This is a genomic window from Streptomyces sp. NPDC057682 (assembly GCF_042799575.1).
Lineage (GTDB): Bacteria > Actinomycetota > Actinomycetes > Streptomycetales > Streptomycetaceae > Streptomyces.
In genome coordinates this window covers 1-21,637 of record NZ_JBHVIN010000017.1, presented here as the reverse complement: position 1 = coordinate 21,637, position 21,637 = coordinate 1, and the positions used below count along the sequence as shown (strand labels likewise).

Sequence of the window (21,637 nt, the reverse complement as noted above, 5' to 3'; positions counted from 1 at the left end):
CCAGTGAACACGCACAACGAAAGGTCCCGTCAGCCATGTCCCTCTTCCGTAAGGCCGCACCGCGTCTGCGGGTGGACCAGGCACGTACCCGCACCGAGGGGGAGCGGCCCGAGGCCGTTCTGCTGGATGTGCGGGAGAAGCCGGAGTGGACCGCGGGGCACGCCCCCGGCGCCGTGCTCGCCCCGCTGAGCGGACTGGCTGCGGGCGCCGCGCTGCCCGCCGCCGCCCAGGGCCGCCCCCTCGTCGTGATCTGTCGCAGCGGCCACCGCTCGCAGCGGGCCGCGGCGCTGCTCCTCGGACGGGGCGCGGACGCGGTGGACGTCAAGGGCGGCATGAACGCGTGGGCCGCCGCCGGACACCCGGTCGTCGACGGACGCGGAAACCCCGGCTCGATAGCGTGAGCGTCCTGATCCTCGCCCTGGTCGCCGGCACCGTCATCGGACTGGCCCTCGGCGCGCTCGGCGGCGGAGGCAGCGTCCTCGCGGTCCCCGCGCTGATCTACCTGCTGGGGTTCTCCCCGGCCTCGGCGACCACCGCCAGCCTGATCATCGTCACCGCGACCTCGGCCACCGCCCTCTACGCCCACGCCCGCGACGGCAACGTCGCCTGGCGGACCGGGGCGCTGTTCGCCGCCGCGGGGATCGTCCCCGCGTACCTCGCCGGGGCCGCCGCCGGGCGGATTCCCGCAGCGGTGCTCACCGCCGCCTTCTCGGTCATCGCGGCGCTGGCCGCCCTGCGGATGCTGCGCCCCGCGCGCTCCGCGCCGCCGGAACGGGTCCGTCCGGGAAAGGCGGCGGGCGTCGGGGCGGGACTCGGCGCGGTGACCGGCTTCCTCGGGGTCGGCGGAGGTTTCCTCGCGGTGCCGGCCCTGGTGAGCGTCCTCGGACTGCGGATGCGGCAGGCCGTCGGCACCAGCCTGCTGGTCATCACCGTCAACTCGCTGGCCGCGCTCACCGCGCGGACGGGCGGCGGGGATCTGCGCTGGGAGGTGATCGCCCCGTTCACCGGCGCCGCGATCCTCGGCGCCTGGGACGGGAAGCGGCTCGCCGCGAAGCTCGCGGGCGGCACCCTGCAGCGGATCTTCGCCTTCGTCCTGCTGGGCGTGGCGGGATTCATGCTCGTCGACGTGATCGTCTGACGGAGACCGTTCAGGCCAGGGAGAGGAACAGCTTCTCCAGCCTCGCGCGCATCTCGTCCCGCTCCTCCGGGGTGCGGGGCCCGTCCTGCGTACCGGTCAGGCAGTGCTGCAGACCGGTGGCGATGATCGCGAAACCGGCCCGGTCCAGCGCGCGGGACGCGGCCGCCAGCTGGGTGACGACCTCCTCGCAGTCCCGTCCCTCCTCGATCATCCGGATCACCCCGGATATCTGCCCCTGGGCCCGGCGCAGCCGGTTCAGGACCGCCTTCAGTTCCGCCCCCGCCAGTTCGAGATCCATCACGTCGCCCCTCGCCCCTTCAGTTTCACGTCCCACACCCGATGGGATACCCCCAGGGGTAATCTACTCTCCCCCTCGGAACCCCTCGAAAGAAAAGGATGGCATCCACACCATGACCACCCCCACCGCCCTCGGCACCGGCGAAGCCCGCTCCCGGCTGCACGAGTTGACCGTCATCGACGTCCGTACGCCCGGTGAGTACGCGGGCGGGCACCTTCCCGGCGCGCTCAACATCCCGCTCGACCAGGTCCGGCGGGCGCTGCCCGACATCCGTCACGCGGCGGGCCGCGGCGACGTCCTGGTGGTCTGCGCCTCCGGCGCCCGCTCGGAGAACGCCTGCCGGATCCTGGCCGAGAACGGCATAGAGACCATCACGCTCACCGGCGGCACCGGGGCCTGGGCCGCCGACGGCCACGCGCTGGACCGCCCCCAGGGCGCGCCCCGCGCCGTCTGGGGCATGGAGCGGCAGGTCCGGCTCACGGCCGGAACCGTCGTGCTCCTCGGCCTCCTGCTCGGACTGGTCGTGCACCCCGCCTTCCAGATCCTCTCGGCGGGCATCGCGGCCGGACTGGTCTTCTCGGCCCTCACCAACACCTGCGGCATGGCCGCGATACTGTCCAAGCTCCCGCACAACCGGCCCCGCGCGGCCGATCTCGACCGGACGCTCGCGGAGCTGCGCAGCCGCTGATCCGGGCGGACGGAACGGGAGGGGCCCGGCCGCCGGGCCCCTCCCTCGCACCTCCGTGCCGGTGCTACCTGCTGTAGTTCTTCCCGAGCGGCCGGCCCGGAATGGGCTTGCCGATCAGGGCGACCGGCACGAACAGGCAGAAGTGCCCGATCGCCAGGGTGAGCGTCCAGATCTCCTCGTCGCCGTAGAGCGCGGACACCCGCGCGAAGAGGGCGTCGGTCACCCGCTCCCCGGCCGGGTTCGGGGTGAGGACCGCCTCCACCAGTTCCAGGGCGAGCCGTTCGCCCTCGCTGAAGCAGGGCGCGTCCTGCCAGGTCGCGACGGCCGTGATGCGCAGTTCGCTCTCACCGGACCTGCGCAGGGCCTCCGTCAGCGGCAGCGCGTGATAGGTGCTGCCGACGATCTGCGCCGCGCGCAGCTGCATCAGCGTCAGGGTGGTCTCCGGTACGGGGCCGTCGCGCAGGGCGCCGCGCAGCGCACCCGAGAGCTTCGCCAGGTCGGGGACGAGATCACGGGGATCGGGCAGCCGCGAGCGCACTCCGTCGTCGGAGGCGGTGGTGTGCGTGGCCGTGGTCGTGTGCGTGGACGGGGTCATGGGGTGTTCCCCTCGGGTCGGGCCGCCCGGGGTCCGGGACGTGCCGGGCGGCTGCGGGACGTTCGTGTCCCTACGACCGCGCAGCACCCCGGAATGTGAGGCCGGGCCACGATCACCGTGCGCCCGGGGCCGGAGCGCACGTGCCTCCGACCGGAGGAAGCCCCCTCCGCGACCGCCCCGCGCCCGGGGCGATGTCACATCCGGGACCGCTGTCCGGTCAAAGGGGTGAGGAGACCCGCGACCGAGGGAGCCGAGACCGCCATGACCGACCCGATCGAGCAGAGGGACCGCCCGTCCGGGCCCGGTCCGCTTCCCGTCCCCCCGGTGCCGAGCACGTTCGCGCGCGAACGGCGGCAGCTCGTCAACATCGCCTACCGGCTGCTGGGTTCCCTCTCCGAGGCCGAGGACGCCGTCCAGGAGACGTACGCCCGCTGGTACGCCATGACCCCGCAGCAGCGACGGGCGATCGAACGTCCCGCCGCCTGGCTGACCCGGGTCGTCGGCCGCGTCTGCCTCAACGTGCTGGGCTCGGCCCGCGCGCGGCGCGAGAACTACGTCGGCGCGTGGCTGCCCGAGCCGATTCCGGGCCCCGCGCGGTGGCCCGGCGGTCCGGCCGTGGAGGCCGCGGATCCCGCCGACCGGGTCACGCTCGACGAGACCGTCACCATGGCGTTCCTCGTCGTCCTCGAATCGATGACCCCGGCCGAACGCGTCGTCCTCGTGCTCCACGACGTCTTCCGCTACCCCTTCGCCGAGGTCGCCCGGATCGTCGGCCGCACCCCGGCGGCCTGCCGGCAGCTCGCCGTCTCGGCCCGCGCCCGGGTCCGCGCCTCACCGGTGGCCGGCGGCCGCCCGGAGGCCGGACAGGCCGCCGTCGTCCGGGAGTTCAGGATCGCCTGGGAGGCCAAGGACGTCGGGGCCCTCGTCGGGCTGCTCGACCCGGAGGTCCGGGCGACCGGCGACGGTGGCGGTCTGGCGCCCACCCTGCCCCACCCGGTGACGGGCGCCGGGGACCTCGCGCGCGGACTCCTGTGGCTGAGGGAGCGTCAGCCGGGGCTGGTGCTGCGGGAACGGGCCGTCAACGGCCGCCCCGGGCTGGTCGCCGAACAGGACGGAACCGTCGTCACCGTCTACGCGTTCGGCTTCGCGGGGGAGCGCATCACCCATCTCTGGGCCGTGCGCAACCCCGAGAAGCTGCGGCCGTGGAGGGCGGCCCTGGCACCCGGCCGCAGCCTCCCTCCCCGCCCGGTGTGAGCCGTCGGCGCGGCCCGTGGGAGATCCCCGGGCGTCAGCGCAGTCCGTAGTAGAGCGTGGTGTGCGCGGTGTCCGGGAGGTACAGCACGTCCTTGCCGTCCGAGTCCTGACGGACCGCCAGCCGGTCCGCCGTGATGCCGGGCGCAGCGGACTCCGGGGTCCAGGTCGAGGCCGGGCGGGTCGCGGCGAAGACGCGGTCGGTGCCACTGGCGGTCACGTAGTACACCCGGCTGCCGCCGGCCGCCGCGTCCCAGGTGATGCCGATGGCCGCCGTGGTCTGGACGCCGGAGTAGACGCTCTGCCGGATCCAGCTGCTGCCGCTCGGGTAGGCGTAGTACACGCGGAAGTTGCCGTTGCTGTCCGCCGAGCGGTAGCGGTAGGCGATCTTCGGGGCGGAGCCGTCCAGGGCGAGCTTGGCGCTCTGGACCGCCGGGCCCGTGTACGCGTTGTCGATGCTCCACTCCTCGCCCTCGGTGAGGTCCTGGATCACGTCCGAGGTGGCGGGGGTGACCGGCGTGGTGACGGCCGCTCCCGAGCTGTCCGCGAAGGCACCGGTGGCGGGGTCGTACACGAGGTAGGAGAGCTGGTGGCGGAAGCCGGTCGCCGGGGCCTTCGCCCACTCGAACAGCACATGGACCCGGCCCTGCGCGTCCACGGCCAGGTCGTCGGGGTAGACCGAGCGGTTCAGCGCCCCGGCGAAGGTGGCGACGGTGCTCCAGGTCGAGGCCGCGTTGTCCCAGCGGTACAGCCGCCCGGGGCGCTGGTCGGACCCGGCGCCCACGCGGGCGGCCAGATACAGGTCGCCGTTGGGCGCGGTCGTGACGACCGGATAGGTGATGGCGACGCCCTGGTCGGGCATCTCGGCGGCGTGGTCGGTGACGGCGCCGCCGGGGGCGTCGGTGCGGTAGTAGCGCCAGGGGTTGGCGTGCATGGAGGTGAACACATGCAGTCGGCCGCTGCCGTCGCGGGCCACGGACGGCTGGTTGTGGCCGTTGTCGTCCGCGAACTCGGCCTGCTGCCCGTCGGCGTCGAGCAGCGGCAGCCGGCTCCAGACGCCGTCCGGGTCGCGCCGCGCGATGGCCGGGCGGTGCGTGGCGGCCGTGGCGCCGGGCTCGTTGAACGCGAAGTACGTGTACTGGCCCCGGCCCTTGTACGTGGCCGCGGGGGACCACCAGGCGGCCTGGTTCGACGTGTCCATCGCGTACGGGACCTTCTCGATCACCGTCGCCGCCGCGGCGGCCGTGCCGTCGGCCTGGGCCGCCGGTGCGGGCACGAGCAGAGCGGCCAGGGCCGCGACCGAGGCGGCGCAGGCGCGGACTGTGGGACGTCGCAAGGTGAGCTCCTTCGCAGGGCGTGAGGGGGAGGCACCGCGGGGCCCGGAGCCCGGCAGCGCCTTCACTGCGCCGGAAACCTACAACAGATCCCATATCGCGAACAGAGTTTGCACAATGAGGATTCCACATACGCAAGAGGGGATCTGTGTGCGGGCATGGCGAAGGGCCCGGTGAGGGGTGAACCTCCCACCGGGCCCCGGCCATGGGCCCCGAACGCGCCCCGCTGCGCGGGATCAGCCGGTGATCAGCGCTTGAGCAGCGACGTGATCTCCTCGTTCGCCTTCTTCATGGCGTCCTTCGGCTTGGACTTGCCGACCAGGACGGCCTGGACCTGCTTGGCCACGGCCTCCTCGATCTGGGCGTTCTGCGCGAACTGCCAGAACGGGCTGCCGGTCGCCGTCGCGGTGATCTTGTCGGTCCACTCCGCGGTGAACGTGTCCTTCGCGACCTCGGGGGCGTCCAGACCGGCCGAGGTGGACGGCGGCAGCGCGCGGGAGGCGAAGTACTCCGTGGTCGTGGCCACGTCCGAGGTGGTGTGCAGCGCGAACTGCGAGGCCGCGTCCTGGCCCTTGCCCTTGACGACGGCGATCACGCCGCCCCAGAGCAGCGCCTGCGGGGTGTCGCCGGCCTTGACCACCGGACGCTTCATCGGCTGCATGGCGTCCGCCAGCGTCTTGTCCTTGGCCTGGGCGGAGGTCACGCCCTTGCCGATGATGGCGTCGTCGTAGAAGGCCGCCTTGCCCTGGCTGAAGAGGGCGCGGGCGTCGAAGCGGTCCACGTCCGAGGCGATGAGCTTCTCGTCGTGCAGCTTCTTGTACCAGGTGACGGCGTCGACGGAGGCGTCGTCGCCGATGGTGACCTTGTCACCCTCCATGAGGCTGCAGCCGAAGGTCTGCATCCACGGGAAGATGTCCTTCAGCTGCGCGACCTTGGTGGCCGCGGCGTAGGGCACCACACCGCCGCCGAGCCCCTTGAGCGCCCGCAGCGCCTCCTCGAACTCCTCGATCGTGGTCGGGTGCTTCTTGATGCCCGCCTTGGTCAGGAGCTTGGAGTTGGCTATCACGCCGATGGAGCCGGTGTTCCACGGCAGGCCGTACTGCTTGCCGTCGTACACGCCACTGTTCAGCGCGACCTCCGTGTAGCCGCCCTTCATGGCCACGGATCCCAGGTCGGCGAGCTTGCCCATCTGCGCCACCGCGGCCAGCCACGCGATGTCGAGGTGCACCGCGCCGGTCGTCTCGCCGCCGCCCAGCTTCAGCGTGAGCTGGCTCAGGTACTCGTTGTACGGGTACGAGACGGCGCGGATCTTGGAGCCCTCGGCCTTCTCCCAGGCCGCGATGATCTTCTCGATCGACGGCTTGGCGGCCTCCTCGTTCAGCGACCAGGAGGTGAAGTCGAAGTCCTTCGACTTGGTGTCGCCGCCGTTCGAGCCGGAGCCGGAACCGGCGGGCGACGGGGCGCAGGCGCCGAGGGCGCCGACGCCGGCCACACCGAGGGCGCCGATGCCGAACATGCGCAGGGCGCCGCGGCGGCTGATGCCGGAGGAGGTCATGGATGTCTCCAGAGAGGGTGGGAGAGGGATGGGACGGAAGGGGAAGAGGGTGCGTACGGGACCCGCCGGCCCGGTGGTGCCCGGACCGGCGCGTCCCGCGGGTGCGGCTACTTGACCGATCCGGCGGTCATCCCGCCGACGAGGTAGCGCTGCAGGAACATGAAGGCGACGACGACCGGGATCGACACCACCAGGGAGGCGGCCATCAGCTCCGGCCAGGCGGCCTGGAACTCGCCGATGTAGGTCGAGACGAGGCCGGGCGGCAGGGTCTGCTTCTCCTTGTCGGCCAGCGTCACCGCGAAGATGAAGTCGTTCCAGCCGCGGACGAAGGCGAACAGACCGGCGGCGATCATCCCGGGGGCGGCCAGCGGTGCCACGATCGAGTGCAGGGTCCGCCACCGCGAGGCGCCGTCGATGGAGGCGGCCTCCAGCAGGGCGTCCGGGATGGTGTCGAAGATGCCCTTCAGCATCCACACGCACAGCGGCATCGTGAACGTGGTGAAGGACAGCACCAGCGCGGTGTACGTGTTCAGCAGGCCGAAGCTGGAGAACACGGCGTACAGCGTCACCAGCAGCAGCGCCTGCGGGAACATCTGCGAGGCCAGGACCATGTGCATCAGCGAGCGCCGGCCGCGGTAGCGGAACTTGGAGAACGAATAGCCCATGTACGTGGCGACGACGACGCTCAGCACGGCGGTGATGGAGGCGACGATCAGGCTGTTCACCAGGTAGGTGATCAGCTGGTCGTTGTCGGCGAGCGCGGTGAAGTTGTCGAAGGTGATCTCGGTGGGGATCAGCTTCGGCGGGAACTGGAACGCCGCGTCGGGGCTGCTCAGGGCAGTGGCCAGCAGCCAGTAGACCGGCAGCATGCCGAAGGCGCCGATGACCAGGACGGCGGTCCAGGCCGCTATCCGCGAGCGCAGCAGGTCCTTGCGGATCCTGCGCCGCGTGGTGCGTCCGGCGTGCCGGGCCGGTGCGCGGTGCCGGTCGGTGCCGGTCAGCGGGGTGGAGGTCGTGGTGGTCATCAGGCGTCGCTCTTCCGCTCGGTGATCCTGAGGTAAACGACGACCAGGACGAGCAGGAGCAGCATCCACAGGCCGCCCAGTGCCGTCGCCCGGCCGATGTCGAAGCCCTTGAAGGCGGTCTGGTACACGGCGGTCGCGAAGGTCTCGGTGGCGCCGGCCGGGCCGCCGCCGGTGAGCACGTAGATGGTGTCGAAGTGCTGGAAGTTCCAGATGAACTCCAGCAGCAGCACGATGGAGGCCACGCCGCGGACCTGGGGCCAGGTGACGGCGAAGAAGCGGCGGATCGCGCCGGCCCCGTCCATCGAGGCCGCCTCGTGCAGTTCCCTGGGCACGGTCTGCAGACCGGCCAGGAGCATCACCATCATCCAGGGGAAGCTCGCCCAGGTCTTGGTGATGATGACGGCGAGCATCGCGGTGCCGGGCTGGCCCAGCCAGGACACCGACTCGTCGATGATCCCGAGGTCCATGAGGATGCCGTTGAGCACGCCGTAGTTCGCGTTGAAGATCCACATCCAGAGGAAGGAGACCACCACGCCCGGGATCACCCACGGGAACAGGAAGAGCCCGCGCAGGAAGCCGCTGCCCTTGAGCCCCGAGTTCAGCGCCAGCGCCAGCGCGAAGCCGATCACGAAGGGCACGACCGTGGCACCGACGGTGAAGACCAGGGTCTGCTTGAAGATCGTGAGGAAGTCGCCGTCGAGCCAGTAGGTGAAGTTCTCCAGCCCGACGAACTCCCGGCCCGGAAGCCGCAGGTCCTGCTTGAAGAAGCCGGTGATCAGGGCCGACACCAGCGGATAGATGATGATCGTCGCGAACAGGGCGAGCCCCGGTGCGGTGAGCAGCAGTGCGAACGCGCCGTTCGAGAGCCGTCCGCCGTTCCGCTCACGCCGGGGAGCGGCCTTCTGGGGAGGTGCGGCCGTACTCATGGATCTGTCCTCTCGAACGGTGCGGGAGCGGTGATGCAGGGCCTGGTGCGCTGAGCCCGGTGCCGGTGGGTGCCGGCAGGTGCCATGCATGCTCCATGGAACGCAGGTTGCAGCATGCGGGATCGTTCTCCATATCGTGCGAAGCCGTCAACCCTTTTGGTCGGTGAATCACCGGTTCTGTGCGGGACCGTGACGTCGGCGTATGCGTCATGAGCAGTGCTCTCGGCCCACGGCGACGGTGTCATCGGCTGCGCCGGAAACTTACAACAGATCCCACTGGCTGAACAGTGGTTGCACAATATGGATGTGATGTACGTTCGAGGCCGCTCCGCTTCGGCGGAGAGAATCCGTGCTTCACACCAAGGAGGCCGCTCCGTGCGGGAAGAAGAGGTCCATTACGACATCGCCGTCATCGGCGGGGGCCTGGCGGGGACCTGCGCGGCCATCGCCGCTGCCCGGCTCGGCCGGCGTGTCGCCCTGGTCAACAACCGGCCCGTGCTCGGCGGCAACGCCAGCAGCGAGGTCCGCGTCTGGGTCTGCGGCGCCACCGCCCACGGGGTGCACCGCTGGGCCCGCGAGACCGGCATCATGGGCGAGCTGTACACCGAGAACCAGTTCCGCAACCCCGAGGGCAACCCGTACTACTGGGACCAGGTCGTCCTGGACGCCGTACGGGCCGAGCCCAACATCGACCTCTACCTGAACACCGATGTCCGCGAGGTCGAGGCGAGCGGCCCCGAGGACGCCCGCGAGCTGCACTCCTGCACGGGCTGGACGATGGGCTCGGAGCGCCGCATCACCTTCCGCGCCCAGCAGTTCCTGGACTGCACCGGCGACGGCCTCCTCGGCCACCTCGCGGGCGCCGCGTACCGCATCGGCCGCGAGGCCGTCGGCGAGTACGGCGAGCCCTGGGCGCCCGAGGAGGCCGACGAGGCGCTGCTCGGCTCCACGATCCTGTTCCACACCAAGGACCTCGGCCACCCCGTCAAGTTCGTCCCGCCCGCCTACGCCAAGGACCTCTCCACCACGCCCATCCTGCGCAACCGCGTCCTGCGCACCGGCGACAACGGCTGCGACTACTGGTGGATCGAGTGGGGCGGCGAGCTGGACACCGTCCACGACAACGAGCGCATCCGCGACGAGCTCCAGGCCGTGATCATGGGCATCTGGGACCACATCAAGAACTCCGGCGAGTTCCCGGACGCCGAGAACCTCACCATGGAGTGGGTCGGCAGCCTCCCCGGCAAGCGCGAGTACCGCCGCTTCCTCGGCGACTACGTCCTCACCCAGCAGGACATCCTGGAGCAGCGCCCCTTCGACGACCGGATCGCCTTCGGCGGCTGGTCCGTCGACCTCCACCCCGTCCAGGGCATGTACGCCGACGAGCCGGGCGCCCGCCAGCGCTACGCCGACGGCATCTTCCACATCCCGCTGCGCTCCCTGTACTCGGCGAACGTCACCAACCTGCTGTTCGCCGGGCGCAACATCTCCGCCACCCACATCGCCTTCGGCGCCACCCGGGTCATGGCCACCTGCGCCACCCTCGGGGAGGCCGCGGGCACCGCTGCCGCCCTGTGCGTCGCCGAGGGCGTCCGCCCCCGCGAGCTGGCCGCCAAGCGCCCCGAGCTGGTGCGCCGCGCCCTGCTGCGCCAGGACGCCTCCGTCATCGGGCTGAGCGACGACGACCCCGACAACCTGGCCCGCGCCGCCCGCGTCACCGCCTCGTCCCATCTGGAGCGCCTGGCGGCCGAGCCCTCCGACGCCGCCCCCGGCGAGCCGTACCCGCTCACCCGCGACCTCGGCCTGCTGCTCCCCGTCGACCCGGCGCTCGACACCGTGGACCTCCTGGTCCACGGCGGCGAGGAGCCCGCCGAGCTGACCGTCGAGCTGTGGGGCACCGGCCGCCCCGAGAACGCCGTCCCGGCCGACCGGCTGCTCACCACCACGGTCGCCGTCCCGGCCGGCGGACCCCACTGGGTCACCGCCGCGCTCGGCCACCGCCCGGAGACCCCGGGCAACGCCGTCCTGATCGTCCGGGCGTGCCCCGGCACCTCCCTGGTCCTGGTGCCCGAGCGCACCGACGGCGTCCTCGCGCTGCGCAGCCGCGCCGAGGGCGACGCGGCCGTCGACCACGACATCCCGGAGGAGGACGGCCAGCTCGTCCTGGAGTGGCAGGCCCGCGGTCTGCGCCGCCGCACCTTCGCCTTCCGGGCCGCTCCGGACACCGCGGCCTTCCTGCCCGAGCGGGCCGTGGGCGGCTACCAGCGGCCCTACGGGGGCCCGCAGATGTGGTCCTCCGCCCCGCTCGCGGACCCGGATGCCGCCGGGGAGTGGCTGCGCCTGGACTGGGACGAGGAGCGCGAGCTCGGCGAGGCGCGGGTGGTTTTCGACGACGACGTCGACGAGTACCTCAACAACCTGCACCGCCACCGCACCCCGTTCGAGATCATGCCGGAGCTGGTCCGCGACTACCGGATCGAGGCCGCGGAGCCGGACGGCACCTGGCGGACCCTGCACGCGGTGACCGGCAACCGCCGCCGCCACCGCGTCCACGCCCTGGCCGGCCCCGACGGCGGCCCCCTGCGCACCACCGCGCTGCGGCTGGTCGTGGAGGCCACCCACGGCGCACCGCACGCCCATGTGAGCGCCTTCAAGGCGTTCGGGGCGTAACCGGACTCCGGCGCCGGTGCGAAGGGGCACCGGCGCCGGGCACGCCTGAAGGCCCGGTACGGGGGAGGGATCCCGTACCGGGCCTTCAGCGGTGCTTCAGCGGTGGTTCAGATGGCCCCGAGCGCCTGGCTGATGGCGTCGGCGGCCTCGATGACGTCACGGGTCAGGGCCTGCCGCTGGCTCTCGGTGTGGCCGCCGAGGAGCGAGGTGGGGCCCCACAGCGAGATCGCGGCCACCACGTCCCCCGAGGCGTCGCGGACGGGCGCGGCCAGCGAGGCGCGGCCCAGGGCGCGCTCCTCGGCCTCGACGGCGTAGCCGGTGCGGCGGACCGTCTCGATCTCCGTGTCCAGGAGGTCGTGGCTGACCGTGGTGAAGTCCGTGTGCGCCGCCAGCGGCTCCGGGAGCAGGGTGCGCCGCTCCTTGGGCGTGAGGCCGGCGAGCAGGCACTTGCCGATGCTCGTGGCGTGCAGCGGGGCGGTGTGCCCGGCCTGGGTGTACGACTTCGGGGTGCGGGTGCCCTCGAAATTGCACAGGAACATCAGCTCGTCGCCGCGCCGGACGGCCACATTGGCCCCGAGGCCGGTGCGGGTGGCGAGGTCCTGGAGGACCATGCGCGCGGCCCGGTGGACCGGGTGGCGGTTGGTGGCGGTGGCCGCGAGGGGCAGGATGCCCAGGCTGAGGCGGTAGAGATTGCTGACCGGGTCGCGCTCCACCATGTCGAGCCGTTCGAGGGTGGAGAGCAGGCGGGACGTGGTGGACGAGCCGAGTCCGGTGATCTCGGCGACATCGGAGACACGCAGCTCGGCGCGGCCCGAGTCCAGTGCGCGCAGCACGGAGACCGCTCGTTCGACGCTCTGGTTCGTCCCGGCATCGGTCGCCCGAGTAACCATGACCCTCCTCGTTCTTTGCAAATCGCTTGCACATTCTGCATCAGCATATCGCGCCGACCCCTGATGTGACCCGGGAAATCTTCGCCTTCCACCGCCGGAAATACAGGGCATTCGCGGTGCTTCAGGGCTTGTTGGCGCCGAACGGGCACCTCGCGCCGCCCTCCCCCGCCCGGCGGCCGATCTCACAGCGCCGAGCCGCCCGGTGTGTGAAGGGCGTTACCGCCCATGATCGGCCGGGGCACATCGGCGTAACGGGCAATTCGTACGGTCGGGGGCACGATCCGATCCACAGAGAGGGCACCCGGTGTCCACACAGGAGTCCCGGGCGGCGAGCGCCCAGGTGCGGACCGTCTGCTCGTACTGCGGAGTGGGGTGCGGGCTGGTCCTCGACCTCGGGGCCGGACCCGACGGCCGTCGTACGGTCCTCAAGGCGTCCGGGGACCGGGCGCACCCCGCCAACGCCGGCCGGCTCTGCACCAAGGGCGCGACCACCGCCGACCTCCTCGCCGCCCCCGGCCGACTGACCACCGCGCTCCGCCGCCCCGAACGCGGCGCGGAACCGGTACCCGTGGACGTGGACACGGCGATCACCGACACCGCGCGGCGGCTGCGGGCGATCGTCGACGAGCACGGGCCCGATGCCGTCGCCCTCTATGTGTCGGGGCAGATGAGCCTGGAGGCGCAGTACCTGGCCAACAAGCTCACCAAGGGATTCATCGGCACCAACCGGATCGAGTCCAACTCCCGCCTCTGCATGGCCAGCGCGGGCAGCGGCTACAAGCTCTCGCTCGGCGCCGACGGGCCGCCCGGCTCCTACGACGACCTCGACAGGGCCGATGTCTTCCTCGTCATCGGCTCCAACATGGCCGACTGCCACCCGATCCTCTTCCTGCGCATGATGGAGCGGGTCAAGAGCGGGGCGAAACTGATCGTCGTCGACCCCCGCCGGACCGCCACCGCGGAGAAGGCGGACCTCCACCTCCCGATCCGCCCCGGCACCGACCTCGCCCTCCTCAACGGCCTGCTGCACCTGCTGCACGCCGGCGGACACACGGACCCCGACTTCATCGCCCGGCACACCGAGGGCTGGGAGGCGATGCCGGAGTTCCTCGCCGACTACCCGCCCGGGACCGTCGCGGGGATCACCGGGCTGCCCGAGGAGGACATCCGCCGGGCCGCCGGGTGGATCGGCGCGGCAGGGGAGTGGACGAGCTGCTGGACCATGGGGCTCAACCAGTCCACGCACGGCACCTGGAACACCAACGCCCTGATCAACCTCCACCTGGCGACCGGCGCGATATGCCGCCCCGGCAGCGGCCCGTTCTCCCTCACCGGGCAGCCCAACGCCATGGGCGGCCGCGAGATGGGATACATGGGACCGGGACTGCCCGGCCAGCGCTCGGTCCTCGTCGACGAGGACCGCGCCTTCACCGAGGAACTGTGGGGGCTGGTCCCCGGCACCCTGCGCGAGGACGGTTCCGGACAGGGGACCGTCGACCTGTTCCGCCGCATGGCCGACGGAGAGATCAAGGCCTGCTGGATCATCTGCACCAACCCGGTCGCCTCCGTCGCCAACCGCCGCACCGTGATCGAGGCCCTGGAGAGGGCCGAACTCGTCATCACCCAGGACGTCTTCGCGGACACCGAGACCAACGCGTACGCCGATGTGGTGCTCCCCGCCGCCCTGTGGACCGAGACCGAGGGCGTCCTCGTCAACAGCGAACGCTCCCTCACCCTCGCCCGCCCGGCGGTCGAACCCCCCGGCCAGGCCCTTCCCGACTGGCAGCTCATCGTGGGGATCGCCCGCGCGATGGGGTACGAGGACGCCTTCGCGTACGAGAGCGCCGAGGAGGTCTTCGAGGAGATCAGGCGCGCCGCCAACCCGAGGACCGGCTACGACCTGCGCGGGGTCACCTACGAACGGCTGCGCGCCACCCCCGTCCAGTGGCCCGCGCCCACCGCCGGCGGACCGGACCGTAACCCGATCCGCTATCTGACCGCCGACGGCACCCCGCTCTTCCCGACGCCGAGCGGCCGGGCCGTCTTCTTCGCCCGCCCGCACATCGACCCCGCCGAGATGCCCGATGACGCCTACCCGTTCGTCCTCAACACCGGGCGCCTCCAGCACCAGTGGCACACCCTCACCAAGACCGGCCGCGTCGCCAAGCTCAACCGGCTCGCCCCGGCCCCCTTCGTCGAGGTGCACCCCGAGGACGCCGCACGGCTCGGCATCGCCGAGGGCGACCCCGTCGAGATCGCCTCCCGGCGCGGCCGGGCGGTCCTGCCGGCCGTGCTGACCGACCGGGTGCGCCCCGGCTGTTGTTTCGCCCCGTTCCACTGGAACGACCTGTTCGGGGAGTACCGCTGCGTCAACGCGGTGACCGACGACGCCGTCGACCCGATCTCCTTCCAGCCCGGATTCAAGGTCTGCGCGGTCACCCTGGCGAAGTCCGCCACCCCGCTCGCCCCGGCCCCCGGACCCGTCGCCGCCCCGGCCGCCCTCCCCGCGACCGTGCCGGCCCCCGCCGTCCCCTCCCCGGCGGCCACCGCGCTCGGCGTGGCCGGCACCCCGCCCCCGGTCCTCGCCGAGCACGAACGGCAGTACCTGGTCGGCTTCCTGGCCGGACTGGAGAGCGGCGCCCCCGGTGTCCCGGTCCTGCCCGCCGGCGCCCCGTTCAGCGAGGAGCACGCCCGCTGGGTCAACGGGGTGCTCGCCGGGATGTACTCGCGCGCCTCGCACGGGCCCGAGACGCCGCCCGCCGCCGATGCCCCCGCCCCCGGCCGCGACGTGCTCGTCCTGTGGGCCTCGCAGACGGGCACCGCCGAGGAGTTCGCGGCGGCCGCCGCCGACCGGCTCACCGCCACCGGACACCGCGCCGCCCTCCTCGGCATGGACGACACCGACCTCCGCTCGCTGCCGCCCGGAGCCGATCTGCTGCTGATCACCAGCACCTTCGGCGACGGCGACGCCCCCGACAACGGCGCCGGCTTCTGGTCCGCCCTGACCACCGCCGACACCCCGCGCATGGACGGCCGCCGGTACGCCGTCCTCGCCTTCGGGGACTCCTCGTACGACGACTTCTGCGGCCACGGCCGCCGGCTCGACCAGCGTCTGGACGAGCTGGGCGCGGTCCGCCTCGCCCCGCGCACCGACTGCGAGCCCGACTACGAACCCTCCGCGCAGGCCTGGCTCGACCTGGTCCTCGGCAGCCTCACCGCGCCGTCCGCGCCCGTCGTCGCCCCGCGCCCCGCGCCGGCCCCGCGCGCCGGCGGCCGGGCGGCCCCCGCCACCGCCCGGCTCACCGGCAATCTGCTGCTGAGCCGCCCCGGCTCCGGCAAGGAGGTGCGCCGCTTCACCTTCGACACCCGCGACAGCGCCGTTCCGCTCGTCTACGAGGCGGGGGACGCCCTCGGCATCCACCCCGTCAACGACCCGGAACTCGTCACCGAATGGCTCGCCGTCACCGGGCTCGACCCCGCCGCCCCGGTCGAGGTCACCGGCAGCGGACCGCTTCCGCTCGCCGAGGCCCTGCGCGGGCACCTGGACATCACCCGGCTCACCCCGGCCCTGCTCGGCTTCGTCGCCGAACGCACCGGCGACCGCGAGCTGCGCAAACTGCTGCGCCCCGACAACAAGGGCGAACTCGCCCGCTGGTCCTGGGGCCGGCAGGCTGTGGATGTCCTCACCGAGCACCCCGTACGGGCCACCCCCGAGGAGTGGGCGGGGGTCCTGAAGAAGCTCCAGCCCCGTCTGTACTCCATCGCGTCGAGCCCGCTCACCGCCCCCCACGAGGTGGCGCTGACCGTCTCCGTCGTCCGCTACGAGAACCTCAAGGGCCACCCCCGCACGGGCGTCTGCTCGGCCTTCCTCGCGGACGCGCCCGAGGACACCCCGGTGCCGGTCTTCGTCCAGCGCTCCGCGCACTTCCGGCCCCCGGCCGACCCCGACACCCCCATGATCATGGTCGGGCCGGGCACCGGGGTCGCCCCGTTCGTCGGTTTCCTGGAGGAGCGCCGGGCGCGCGGTCACCGGGCGCCCAACTGGCTCTTCTTCGGCGAACAGCACCGCGCGAGCGACTTCTACTACGAACGGGAACTGCACCGGGCCCTCGACGACGGCAGCCTCGCCCGTCTCGACACCGCCTTCTCCCGCGACCAGCGCGCCAAGGTCTACGTCCAGGACCGGATGCGCGAGCGCGGTCCCCAGCTCTGGTCCTGGCTCCGGGACGGCGCCCACTTCTACGTCTGCGGAGACGCCTCCCGGATGGCCAAGGACGTCGACCGGGCGCTGCGCGACATCGCGGTCACGCACGGCGGCCTCGACGAGGACGCGGCCGCCGTCTACGTGAAACAGCTCGCCGCCGACAAGCGGTACGTCAGGGACGTCTACTGACCGGCCGTCAGGCGGACCGCAGTCCGAACCAGTCGAACGCGGCACTGCCCCGGGTGGCGTACATGCCGAGGACCCGGCCGGTGAAGCCTCCGGTGACCTCGGTGGTGAGGTAGCGGCCGTCGAGCGCGGCCAGGACCTCGAAGGCGCCGTCCTCCGTCTCGTACCCCAGGTGCAGGGTGTCGGGGGCGCCGACGCGCAGTCCCGGCGGGACGGCCGCGTCGGGCGCGGTGACGGAGGGCGGCAGGACGACGGACGAGGTGACGTCGATCCGCAGCGTCAACGGACCGGGCGGCACGGCGCGTTCGGCCACGGTGTGGCCCAGCGGGCCGATCCGGGCGGCGATCCGGACGGTACCGGCGCCGTCCGTCTCCACCCGGTAGTGGTGTGCCTCGTCGATCCGTACGGCGAGTCCGCCCAGACCTCCCGGGGCGACCTCGACCCGGGTGCGGGCGGAGCAGTCCGGGTCGCGCTGCCGGCGTCCCACGAAGACCGCGCCGGTGGCGTCGAGGGAGTCCGCGCGGGCGTGCAGCACCAGGTGCCCCGGCCGCTCGTCCAGCCGGACGGTCTCCGGCTGCCACCGCCGGACGGCCACCCAGAACGGGGCGAGCGCCTCGGCGTCGAAGTCGTCGCGTTCCGGTTCGCCGGGCCAGGGGTGCGGCTCCAGCGCCGGTGCCTCGGCGCGCAGTTCGACCGGCCCGGGCAGCGGCCAGCCGTCCTCCCAGCGCACCGGCGCGAGGAAGGTCTCCCGGCCGAGGCCGTGGAACTTGGGCGTGTCGCCCCGGGGCCGGGTGCCCAGCAGCACCATCCACCAGCTGTCGTCGTGCGCCCGGACCAGGTCGCCGTGGCCGATGTTCTGCACGGGGTGGCCGGTGCTGCGGTGGGAGAGCACGGGGTTGTCGGGGTGCGGTTCGAAGGGTCCGGGCAGGGTGCGGGCGCGGGCCACGGACATCGCGTGGCCGCGTTCGGTGCCGCCCTCCGAGAGCAGCAGGTACCACCATTCACCGATCCGGTACAGATGTGGCCCCTCGGGGTACTGGAGCCCGCTGCCCGACCACAAGGACACCGGTTCGCCCAGCAGTTCGCCGGTTTCGGGGTTCAGCCGCACCCCCCGGATCCCGTCGTCGGAGAACACGCACCAGCAGGTGCCGTCCTCGTCCCAGGCCAGATCGGGATCGATGCCGGGGATGCCGACGGGGACCGGGTCGGACCACGGTCCGGCGGGGTCCTTCGCGGTCACCAGCAGACTGCCGATGCCGTCCACCACGGTGGTGATCATCCAGAACCGGCCGTCGTGGTACCGCAGCGTCGGCGCGTACACCCCGCAGGAGGCCGGCACGGTGTCCGCGAGCTCCAACTGCCCCGGGCGGTCCAGCGCGTGCCCGATCAGCCGCCAGTGCACCAGGTCGCGGCTGTGCCGGATCGGCACCCCGGGCACGTACTCGAAGCTGGACGTCGCCACGTAGTAGTCGTCGCCCGCCCGGCAGATGCTCGGGTCCGGACTGAAGCCGGGTATCACGGGGTTGTCGAAGAGCGCCATGTCCGTCCCAGGTGGTGCGGGTGGCGGTGCGGAGGGAAGGGCGCGCCACCACAATCGTCGAAGCGCTTCGACGCTCGCATGGCGGAACCCCGCTGTCAACGGTCGAAGAGGGTTTCCGTGCCGGGGCGTTCGGGGGCAGGGATGCCGCGCAAGGGAGTTACCAGAGCGTAACTTACTCATGGGTTACCTTCGGTAAGTCGCGCTGCTAGCTTGCGCTCACCCGCTATTCGGAGCAGAGCGAGGAGTGAGCTGTGAGCCGCACGAGCACCCGTTCGCCGATCCCCTTCCCCACGAGGTCCCCCCAGGAGCCCCCCACCCGCCGGACCCGGTCCGGCGGTGTGCGCGCGGTGGCCGTCGCCGTCACCGCGGCGGCCTGTCTGACGGCGTACGCCGTACCGGCGAACGCGGCCGGCGGAACGGAGCCCGTGGTGTCCAGGGGGGTCACCGTCCCGGACTTCTACAACCCGCCCGCCGATCTGCCCGCCGTCAACGGCCAGGTCATCCGGCACGAACCGCTGCCCCTCGGGCTGAGCCTGCCCGGACTGGACGGCCGCCCGATGCCGGGCACCGCGACCCGGCTGATGTACCGCTCCACCGACGCGGCGGGGCAGCCCGTCGCGGTCACCGGCGCCTACATCGAACCCTCCGCCGCGTGGAAGGGCTCCGGCGCACGCCCGCTCGTGGCGCTCGCCTCCGGAACGGTGGGCCAGGGCGACCAGTGCGCCCCCTCCCTGAGCCTCCAGCACCCGCTGGCCGTGACCCCGGAGACCGTCTCGATCGGCTACGAGACCCTGTCGATCTACCGGCTGCTGTCCGCCGGTGTCGCCGTCGTGGTCACCGACTACGTCGGCCTGGGCACGACGGACCGGCTGCACACCTACGTCAACCGCGTCGACCAGGGGCACGCGCTGCTGGACGCCGTCCGAGCCGCCCGCCAGGTGCCCGGCGCGTCCGTCACCGCCGACTCGCGCACCGGCCTGTACGGCTACAGCCAGGGCGGCGGCGCCAGCGCCTCCGCGGCCGAACTCCAGCCGTCCTACGCACCCGAGGTCACGCTCTCCGGCACCTACGTCGGCGCCCCGCCCGCCGATCTGACCGCCGTCATGAAGGGCATCGACGGAAGCGCCCTCGCCGGGGCCCTGGCCTGGGCGATCAACGGATTCGCCCAGTCCGACCCCGATCTGCGGGCCGTCGTCGAGGCCAACGTCAACGCGGCCGGCCGGGCCGCGCTGAACGACGCCTCCACCATGTGCGTCGGCGACGCGATCCTCGGTTACGGCTTCACCAAGAGCACCAAGTGGACCAACAGCGGTGCCTCCCTCGGTGACGTCATAGCCGCCGAACCCCGCGCCAAGGCCGCCCTCGACCGCCAGCGCATCGGCAACCTGAAGCCCTCCGGCCCGGTGCGCCTGGCCACCGGGGTGCAGGACGACATCGTGCCCCACGCCCAGGCGCGCCAACTGGCCGTCGACTGGTGCCGCAAGGGCGCGAACGTCACCTACGACGCGATCATCCTGCCCAACCTCGGCGACAAGCTGCTGACCAACCACATGGTCCCGCTGATCACCGACCAGGGCGACGCCATCTCCTGGCTGACCGACCGGCTGTCCGGCCGCGGCGCCTCGTCCAACTGCTGGACGATGCCGATCCAGCCCTGACCGGCACCCTTCCCGCACCGCCGGGCGGACCCCTCGGGGGCCGCCCGGCGGTGCGCGTTCCGCCGAAATCCCCGTGCGGCGGAACCGGGCACCCGTTAGGGTGCCCGCCATGAACCTCTTTCAGCTCTACGGCTGACGCGGCAGGGGCAACGCCCCGACCCCGTCCGGCGGAACCGCGCGCGCCCCTGACCCGCATCCCACGGGTGGCGACGCGCCGCTCCGCCCTTCCCTCCCGCCGTAGACCTGAATCGAGTGATCCTCCATGTCACGACGCCGTGCCCATATCGCCGTGATCGGCATCCCGGCCGTCAGCCACGTCCTGCCCAGCCTCGAAGTCGTCCGCGAACTGGTGGCCCGGGGCCACCGCGTGACCTGTGCCAACGGCCCCCAGGTGGCCGACCGCATCGAAACCACCGGCGCCACGCTCGTCCCGTACCGCTCGGTCCTGCCGGTCGCCGACAACAACTGGCCCGACGACCCGATCGCCGCCATGGGCCTCTTCCTCGACGACGCCGTCCAGGCGCTGCCCCAACTGCGCGCCTTCTACGACGAGGACCCGGCCGACCTCTATCTCTACGACATCGGGGCGTACGCCGGGCGCGTCCTGGCCGAATCGCAGAAGCGCCCCCTGATGCAGCTGTCCCCGACCTTCGTCGGCTGGGAGGGGTACGAGGAACAGGTCGCCGCACATCTGTGGGCGCTGCCGGGCGCCGACGCCTACCGGGAGCGGTTCACCGGCTGGCTGGCCCGGTGCGGTGCGACGACCACCGCCATGGACGCGTTCTGCGGCCGGCCCGCGGACACCCTGGCGCTGATCCCGCGCGCGATGCAGCCGCACGGGGACGACGTCGACACGGACACGGTGACGTTCGTCGGACCCTGCTTCGGCGGGCGTACCGAAGGACAGGACTGGACCCGTCCGGCCGGCGCCGAGCGGGTCCTGCTCGTCTCGCTGGGCTCGGCGTACACCGACCGTCCGAAGTTCTACCGCCGGTGCCTGGCAGCGTTCGGCGGGCTGCCGGGCTGGCACGTGGTCCTCCAGGTGGGCCGCCACACCGACCGCGCGTCGCTGGGCACGATCCCGGACAACGTAGAAGTCCACTCCTGGGTCCCGCAGTTGGCGATCCTGGAACAGGCCGACGCCTTCGTCACGCACGCGGGCATGGGCGGCAGCTCCGAGGGGCTCTCCACCGGCACGCCGATGATCGCCGTCCCGCAGGCCACCGACCAGTTCATGAACGCCGACCGGCTGGTGGAGCTGGGCGTGGCCCGCCGCATCGACACCGAGGACGCCACCGCCGACGCGCTGCGGACGGCCCTGACCGCGCTCGTGGACGACCCGGAGGTCGCCGCGCGATCGCGGCGCCTGCGCGCCGAGGTCCGGTCCGAAGGCGGAACGCACCGCGCCGCCGACCTGATCGAGCGCATGCTCGGCCGGGGGACCGACGCGGGGTGACACGCGTGCGGGGCCGCGCGGTGGGTGTCACCGTGCGGCCCCGCACTGTCTGCCGGGTGGGGTGTCAGCCCTTGCGGCTGTTGATCTCTTCGGTGAGCTGGGGCACGACGTCGAAGAGGTCGCCCACCACGCCGTAGTCGACGAGCTCGAAGATCGGCGCCTCGGCGTCCTTGTTGATCGCGACGATCGTCTTCGAGGTCTGCATCCCGGCCCGGTGCTGGAT

General features: G+C 72.4%; 16 protein-coding genes and 1 pseudogene. 8 read left to right on the top strand and 9 right to left on the bottom strand.

Translation table 11 applies throughout. The features are described 5' to 3' along the window. Nucleotides 1-35: 35 nt before the first annotated feature. On the top strand, nucleotides 36-401 hold the full coding sequence (locus tag ACFVDM_RS28290) for a rhodanese-like domain-containing protein (RefSeq protein WP_383646208.1): 366 nt from the start codon (nucleotides 36-38) through the stop codon (nucleotides 399-401). Beyond that, the gene (locus ACFVDM_RS28285) at nucleotides 398-1,138 is read left to right on the top strand and encodes a sulfite exporter TauE/SafE family protein (RefSeq protein WP_383646205.1); all 741 of its coding nucleotides are present in this window, start codon (nucleotides 398-400) and stop codon (nucleotides 1,136-1,138) included. Before ACFVDM_RS28290 ends, ACFVDM_RS28285 begins: the two co-directional genes overlap by 4 nt. 10 nt (nucleotides 1,139-1,148) lie before the next feature. Here ACFVDM_RS28285 and ACFVDM_RS28280 read toward each other — a convergent pair whose 3' ends face one another. Beyond that, a complete protein-coding gene (locus ACFVDM_RS28280) occupies nucleotides 1,149-1,436 on the bottom strand; it encodes a metal-sensitive transcriptional regulator (protein WP_383646202.1) in 288 nt (95 codons plus the stop codon). A 112-nt stretch (nucleotides 1,437-1,548) separates the two neighbouring features. Between ACFVDM_RS28280 and ACFVDM_RS28275 the strand changes: the two genes are divergently transcribed. Continuing rightward, entirely contained in the window at nucleotides 1,549-2,124 is a 576-nt protein-coding gene (locus tag ACFVDM_RS28275) for a rhodanese-like domain-containing protein (RefSeq protein ID WP_383646199.1), read from the top strand. Nucleotides 2,125-2,188: 64 nt separating this feature from the next. On the opposite strand, the gene ACFVDM_RS28270 is transcribed toward ACFVDM_RS28275, so the two are convergent. Next, entirely contained in the window at nucleotides 2,189-2,719 is a 531-nt protein-coding gene (locus ACFVDM_RS28270; RefSeq protein WP_383646196.1) for a carboxymuconolactone decarboxylase family protein, read from the bottom strand. Nucleotides 2,720-2,980: 261 nt separating this feature from the next. Between ACFVDM_RS28270 and sigJ the strand changes: the two genes are divergently transcribed. Further along, nucleotides 2,981-3,973 (top strand): RNA polymerase sigma factor SigJ, encoded by a 993-nt coding sequence (gene sigJ / locus ACFVDM_RS28265; protein ID WP_383646194.1) that lies wholly within the window; start codon nucleotides 2,981-2,983, stop codon nucleotides 3,971-3,973. Between the two features lie 34 nt (nucleotides 3,974-4,007). Here the strand turns inward: sigJ and ACFVDM_RS28260 are convergent, their stop codons facing one another. The 4 genes from ACFVDM_RS28260 to ACFVDM_RS28245 form a co-directional block, all read right to left on the bottom strand. After that, nucleotides 4,008-5,306 carry a BNR-4 repeat-containing protein gene (locus ACFVDM_RS28260; protein ID WP_383646191.1) on the bottom strand — a complete coding sequence of 433 codons (1,299 nt, stop codon included), beginning with the start codon at nucleotides 5,304-5,306 and terminating at the stop codon, nucleotides 4,008-4,010. 245 nt (nucleotides 5,307-5,551) lie between these two features. After that, a complete protein-coding gene (locus tag ACFVDM_RS28255) occupies nucleotides 5,552-6,859 on the bottom strand; it encodes an extracellular solute-binding protein (protein ID WP_383646188.1) in 1,308 nt (435 codons plus the stop codon). A 107-nt stretch (nucleotides 6,860-6,966) separates the two neighbouring features. Continuing rightward, nucleotides 6,967-7,884, bottom strand: coding sequence for a carbohydrate ABC transporter permease (locus ACFVDM_RS28250; RefSeq protein WP_383646185.1), 918 nt, complete (start codon nucleotides 7,882-7,884; stop codon nucleotides 6,967-6,969). Further along, the gene (locus ACFVDM_RS28245) at nucleotides 7,884-8,810 is read right to left on the bottom strand and encodes a carbohydrate ABC transporter permease (protein ID WP_383646182.1); all 927 of its coding nucleotides are present in this window, start codon (nucleotides 8,808-8,810) and stop codon (nucleotides 7,884-7,886) included. The genes ACFVDM_RS28250 and ACFVDM_RS28245 overlap by 1 nt, the downstream gene beginning before the upstream one ends. A gap of 375 nt (nucleotides 8,811-9,185) precedes the next feature. Here ACFVDM_RS28245 and ACFVDM_RS28240 point away from each other — a divergent pair, with 375 nt between their 5' ends. After that, nucleotides 9,186-11,480, top strand: a complete 2,295-nt coding sequence (locus tag ACFVDM_RS28240; RefSeq protein WP_383646180.1) for an FAD-dependent oxidoreductase — start codon at nucleotides 9,186-9,188, stop codon at nucleotides 11,478-11,480. Nucleotides 11,481-11,587: 107 nt separating this feature from the next. Here the strand turns inward: ACFVDM_RS28240 and ACFVDM_RS28235 are convergent, their stop codons facing one another. Then, nucleotides 11,588-12,370, bottom strand: a complete 783-nt coding sequence (locus tag ACFVDM_RS28235) for an IclR family transcriptional regulator (protein WP_383646178.1) — start codon at nucleotides 12,368-12,370, stop codon at nucleotides 11,588-11,590. 379 nt (nucleotides 12,371-12,749) lie between these two features. Here ACFVDM_RS28235 and ACFVDM_RS28230 point away from each other — a divergent pair, with 379 nt between their 5' ends. Next, a complete protein-coding gene (locus ACFVDM_RS28230; protein WP_383646656.1) occupies nucleotides 12,750-16,763 on the top strand; it encodes a molybdopterin-dependent oxidoreductase in 4,014 nt (1,337 codons plus the stop codon). A gap of 7 nt (nucleotides 16,764-16,770) precedes the next feature. Here the strand turns inward: ACFVDM_RS28230 and ACFVDM_RS28225 are convergent, their stop codons facing one another. Further along, the gene (locus ACFVDM_RS28225) at nucleotides 16,771-18,300 is read right to left on the bottom strand and encodes a glycoside hydrolase family 43 protein (RefSeq protein ID WP_383646175.1); all 1,530 of its coding nucleotides are present in this window, start codon (nucleotides 18,298-18,300) and stop codon (nucleotides 16,771-16,773) included. A gap of 251 nt (nucleotides 18,301-18,551) precedes the next feature. On the opposite strand from ACFVDM_RS28225, the gene ACFVDM_RS28220 reads away from it, so the two are divergent. Both ACFVDM_RS28220 and ACFVDM_RS28215 read left to right on the top strand, forming a co-directional pair. Next, the gene (locus ACFVDM_RS28220; RefSeq protein WP_383646173.1) at nucleotides 18,552-19,958 is read left to right on the top strand and encodes a lipase family protein; all 1,407 of its coding nucleotides are present in this window, start codon (nucleotides 18,552-18,554) and stop codon (nucleotides 19,956-19,958) included. 262 nt (nucleotides 19,959-20,220) lie between these two features. Next, nucleotides 20,221-21,414: a macrolide family glycosyltransferase gene (locus ACFVDM_RS28215; RefSeq protein ID WP_383646169.1), complete on the top strand. Its 1,194-nt coding sequence runs from the start codon at nucleotides 20,221-20,223 to the stop codon at nucleotides 21,412-21,414. 64 nt (nucleotides 21,415-21,478) lie between these two features. On the opposite strand, the pseudogene ACFVDM_RS28210 reads toward ACFVDM_RS28215, so the two are convergent. Further along, nucleotides 21,479-21,637, bottom strand: a pseudogene (locus ACFVDM_RS28210) (electron transfer flavoprotein subunit alpha/FixB family protein); the annotation flags it as partial.

Bases quoted from the DNA above. Each gene is read 5' to 3' on its own strand.
- ACFVDM_RS28290 (WP_383646208.1), top strand. From the start codon at position 36: ATGTCCCTCTTCCGTAAGGCCGCACCGCGTCTGCGGGTGGACCAGGCA.
- ACFVDM_RS28280 (WP_383646202.1), bottom strand. From the start codon at position 1,436: ATGGATCTCGAACTGGCGGGGGCGGAACTGAAGGCGGTCCTGAACCGG.
- ACFVDM_RS28275 (WP_383646199.1), top strand. From the start codon at position 1,549: ATGACCACCCCCACCGCCCTCGGCACCGGCGAAGCCCGCTCCCGGCTG.
- ACFVDM_RS28270 (WP_383646196.1), bottom strand. From the start codon at position 2,719: ATGACCCCGTCCACGCACACGACCACGGCCACGCACACCACCGCCTCC.
- sigJ (WP_383646194.1), top strand. From the start codon at position 2,981: ATGACCGACCCGATCGAGCAGAGGGACCGCCCGTCCGGGCCCGGTCCG.
- ACFVDM_RS28255 (WP_383646188.1), bottom strand. From the start codon at position 6,859: ATGACCTCCTCCGGCATCAGCCGCCGCGGCGCCCTGCGCATGTTCGGC.
- ACFVDM_RS28250 (WP_383646185.1), bottom strand. From the start codon at position 7,884: ATGACCACCACGACCTCCACCCCGCTGACCGGCACCGACCGGCACCGC.
- ACFVDM_RS28245 (WP_383646182.1), bottom strand. From the start codon at position 8,810: ATGAGTACGGCCGCACCTCCCCAGAAGGCCGCTCCCCGGCGTGAGCGG.
- ACFVDM_RS28235 (WP_383646178.1), bottom strand. From the start codon at position 12,370: ATGGTTACTCGGGCGACCGATGCCGGGACGAACCAGAGCGTCGAACGA.
- ACFVDM_RS28225 (WP_383646175.1), bottom strand. From the start codon at position 18,300: ATGGCGCTCTTCGACAACCCCGTGATACCCGGCTTCAGTCCGGACCCG.
- ACFVDM_RS28215 (WP_383646169.1), top strand. From the start codon at position 20,221: ATGTCACGACGCCGTGCCCATATCGCCGTGATCGGCATCCCGGCCGTC.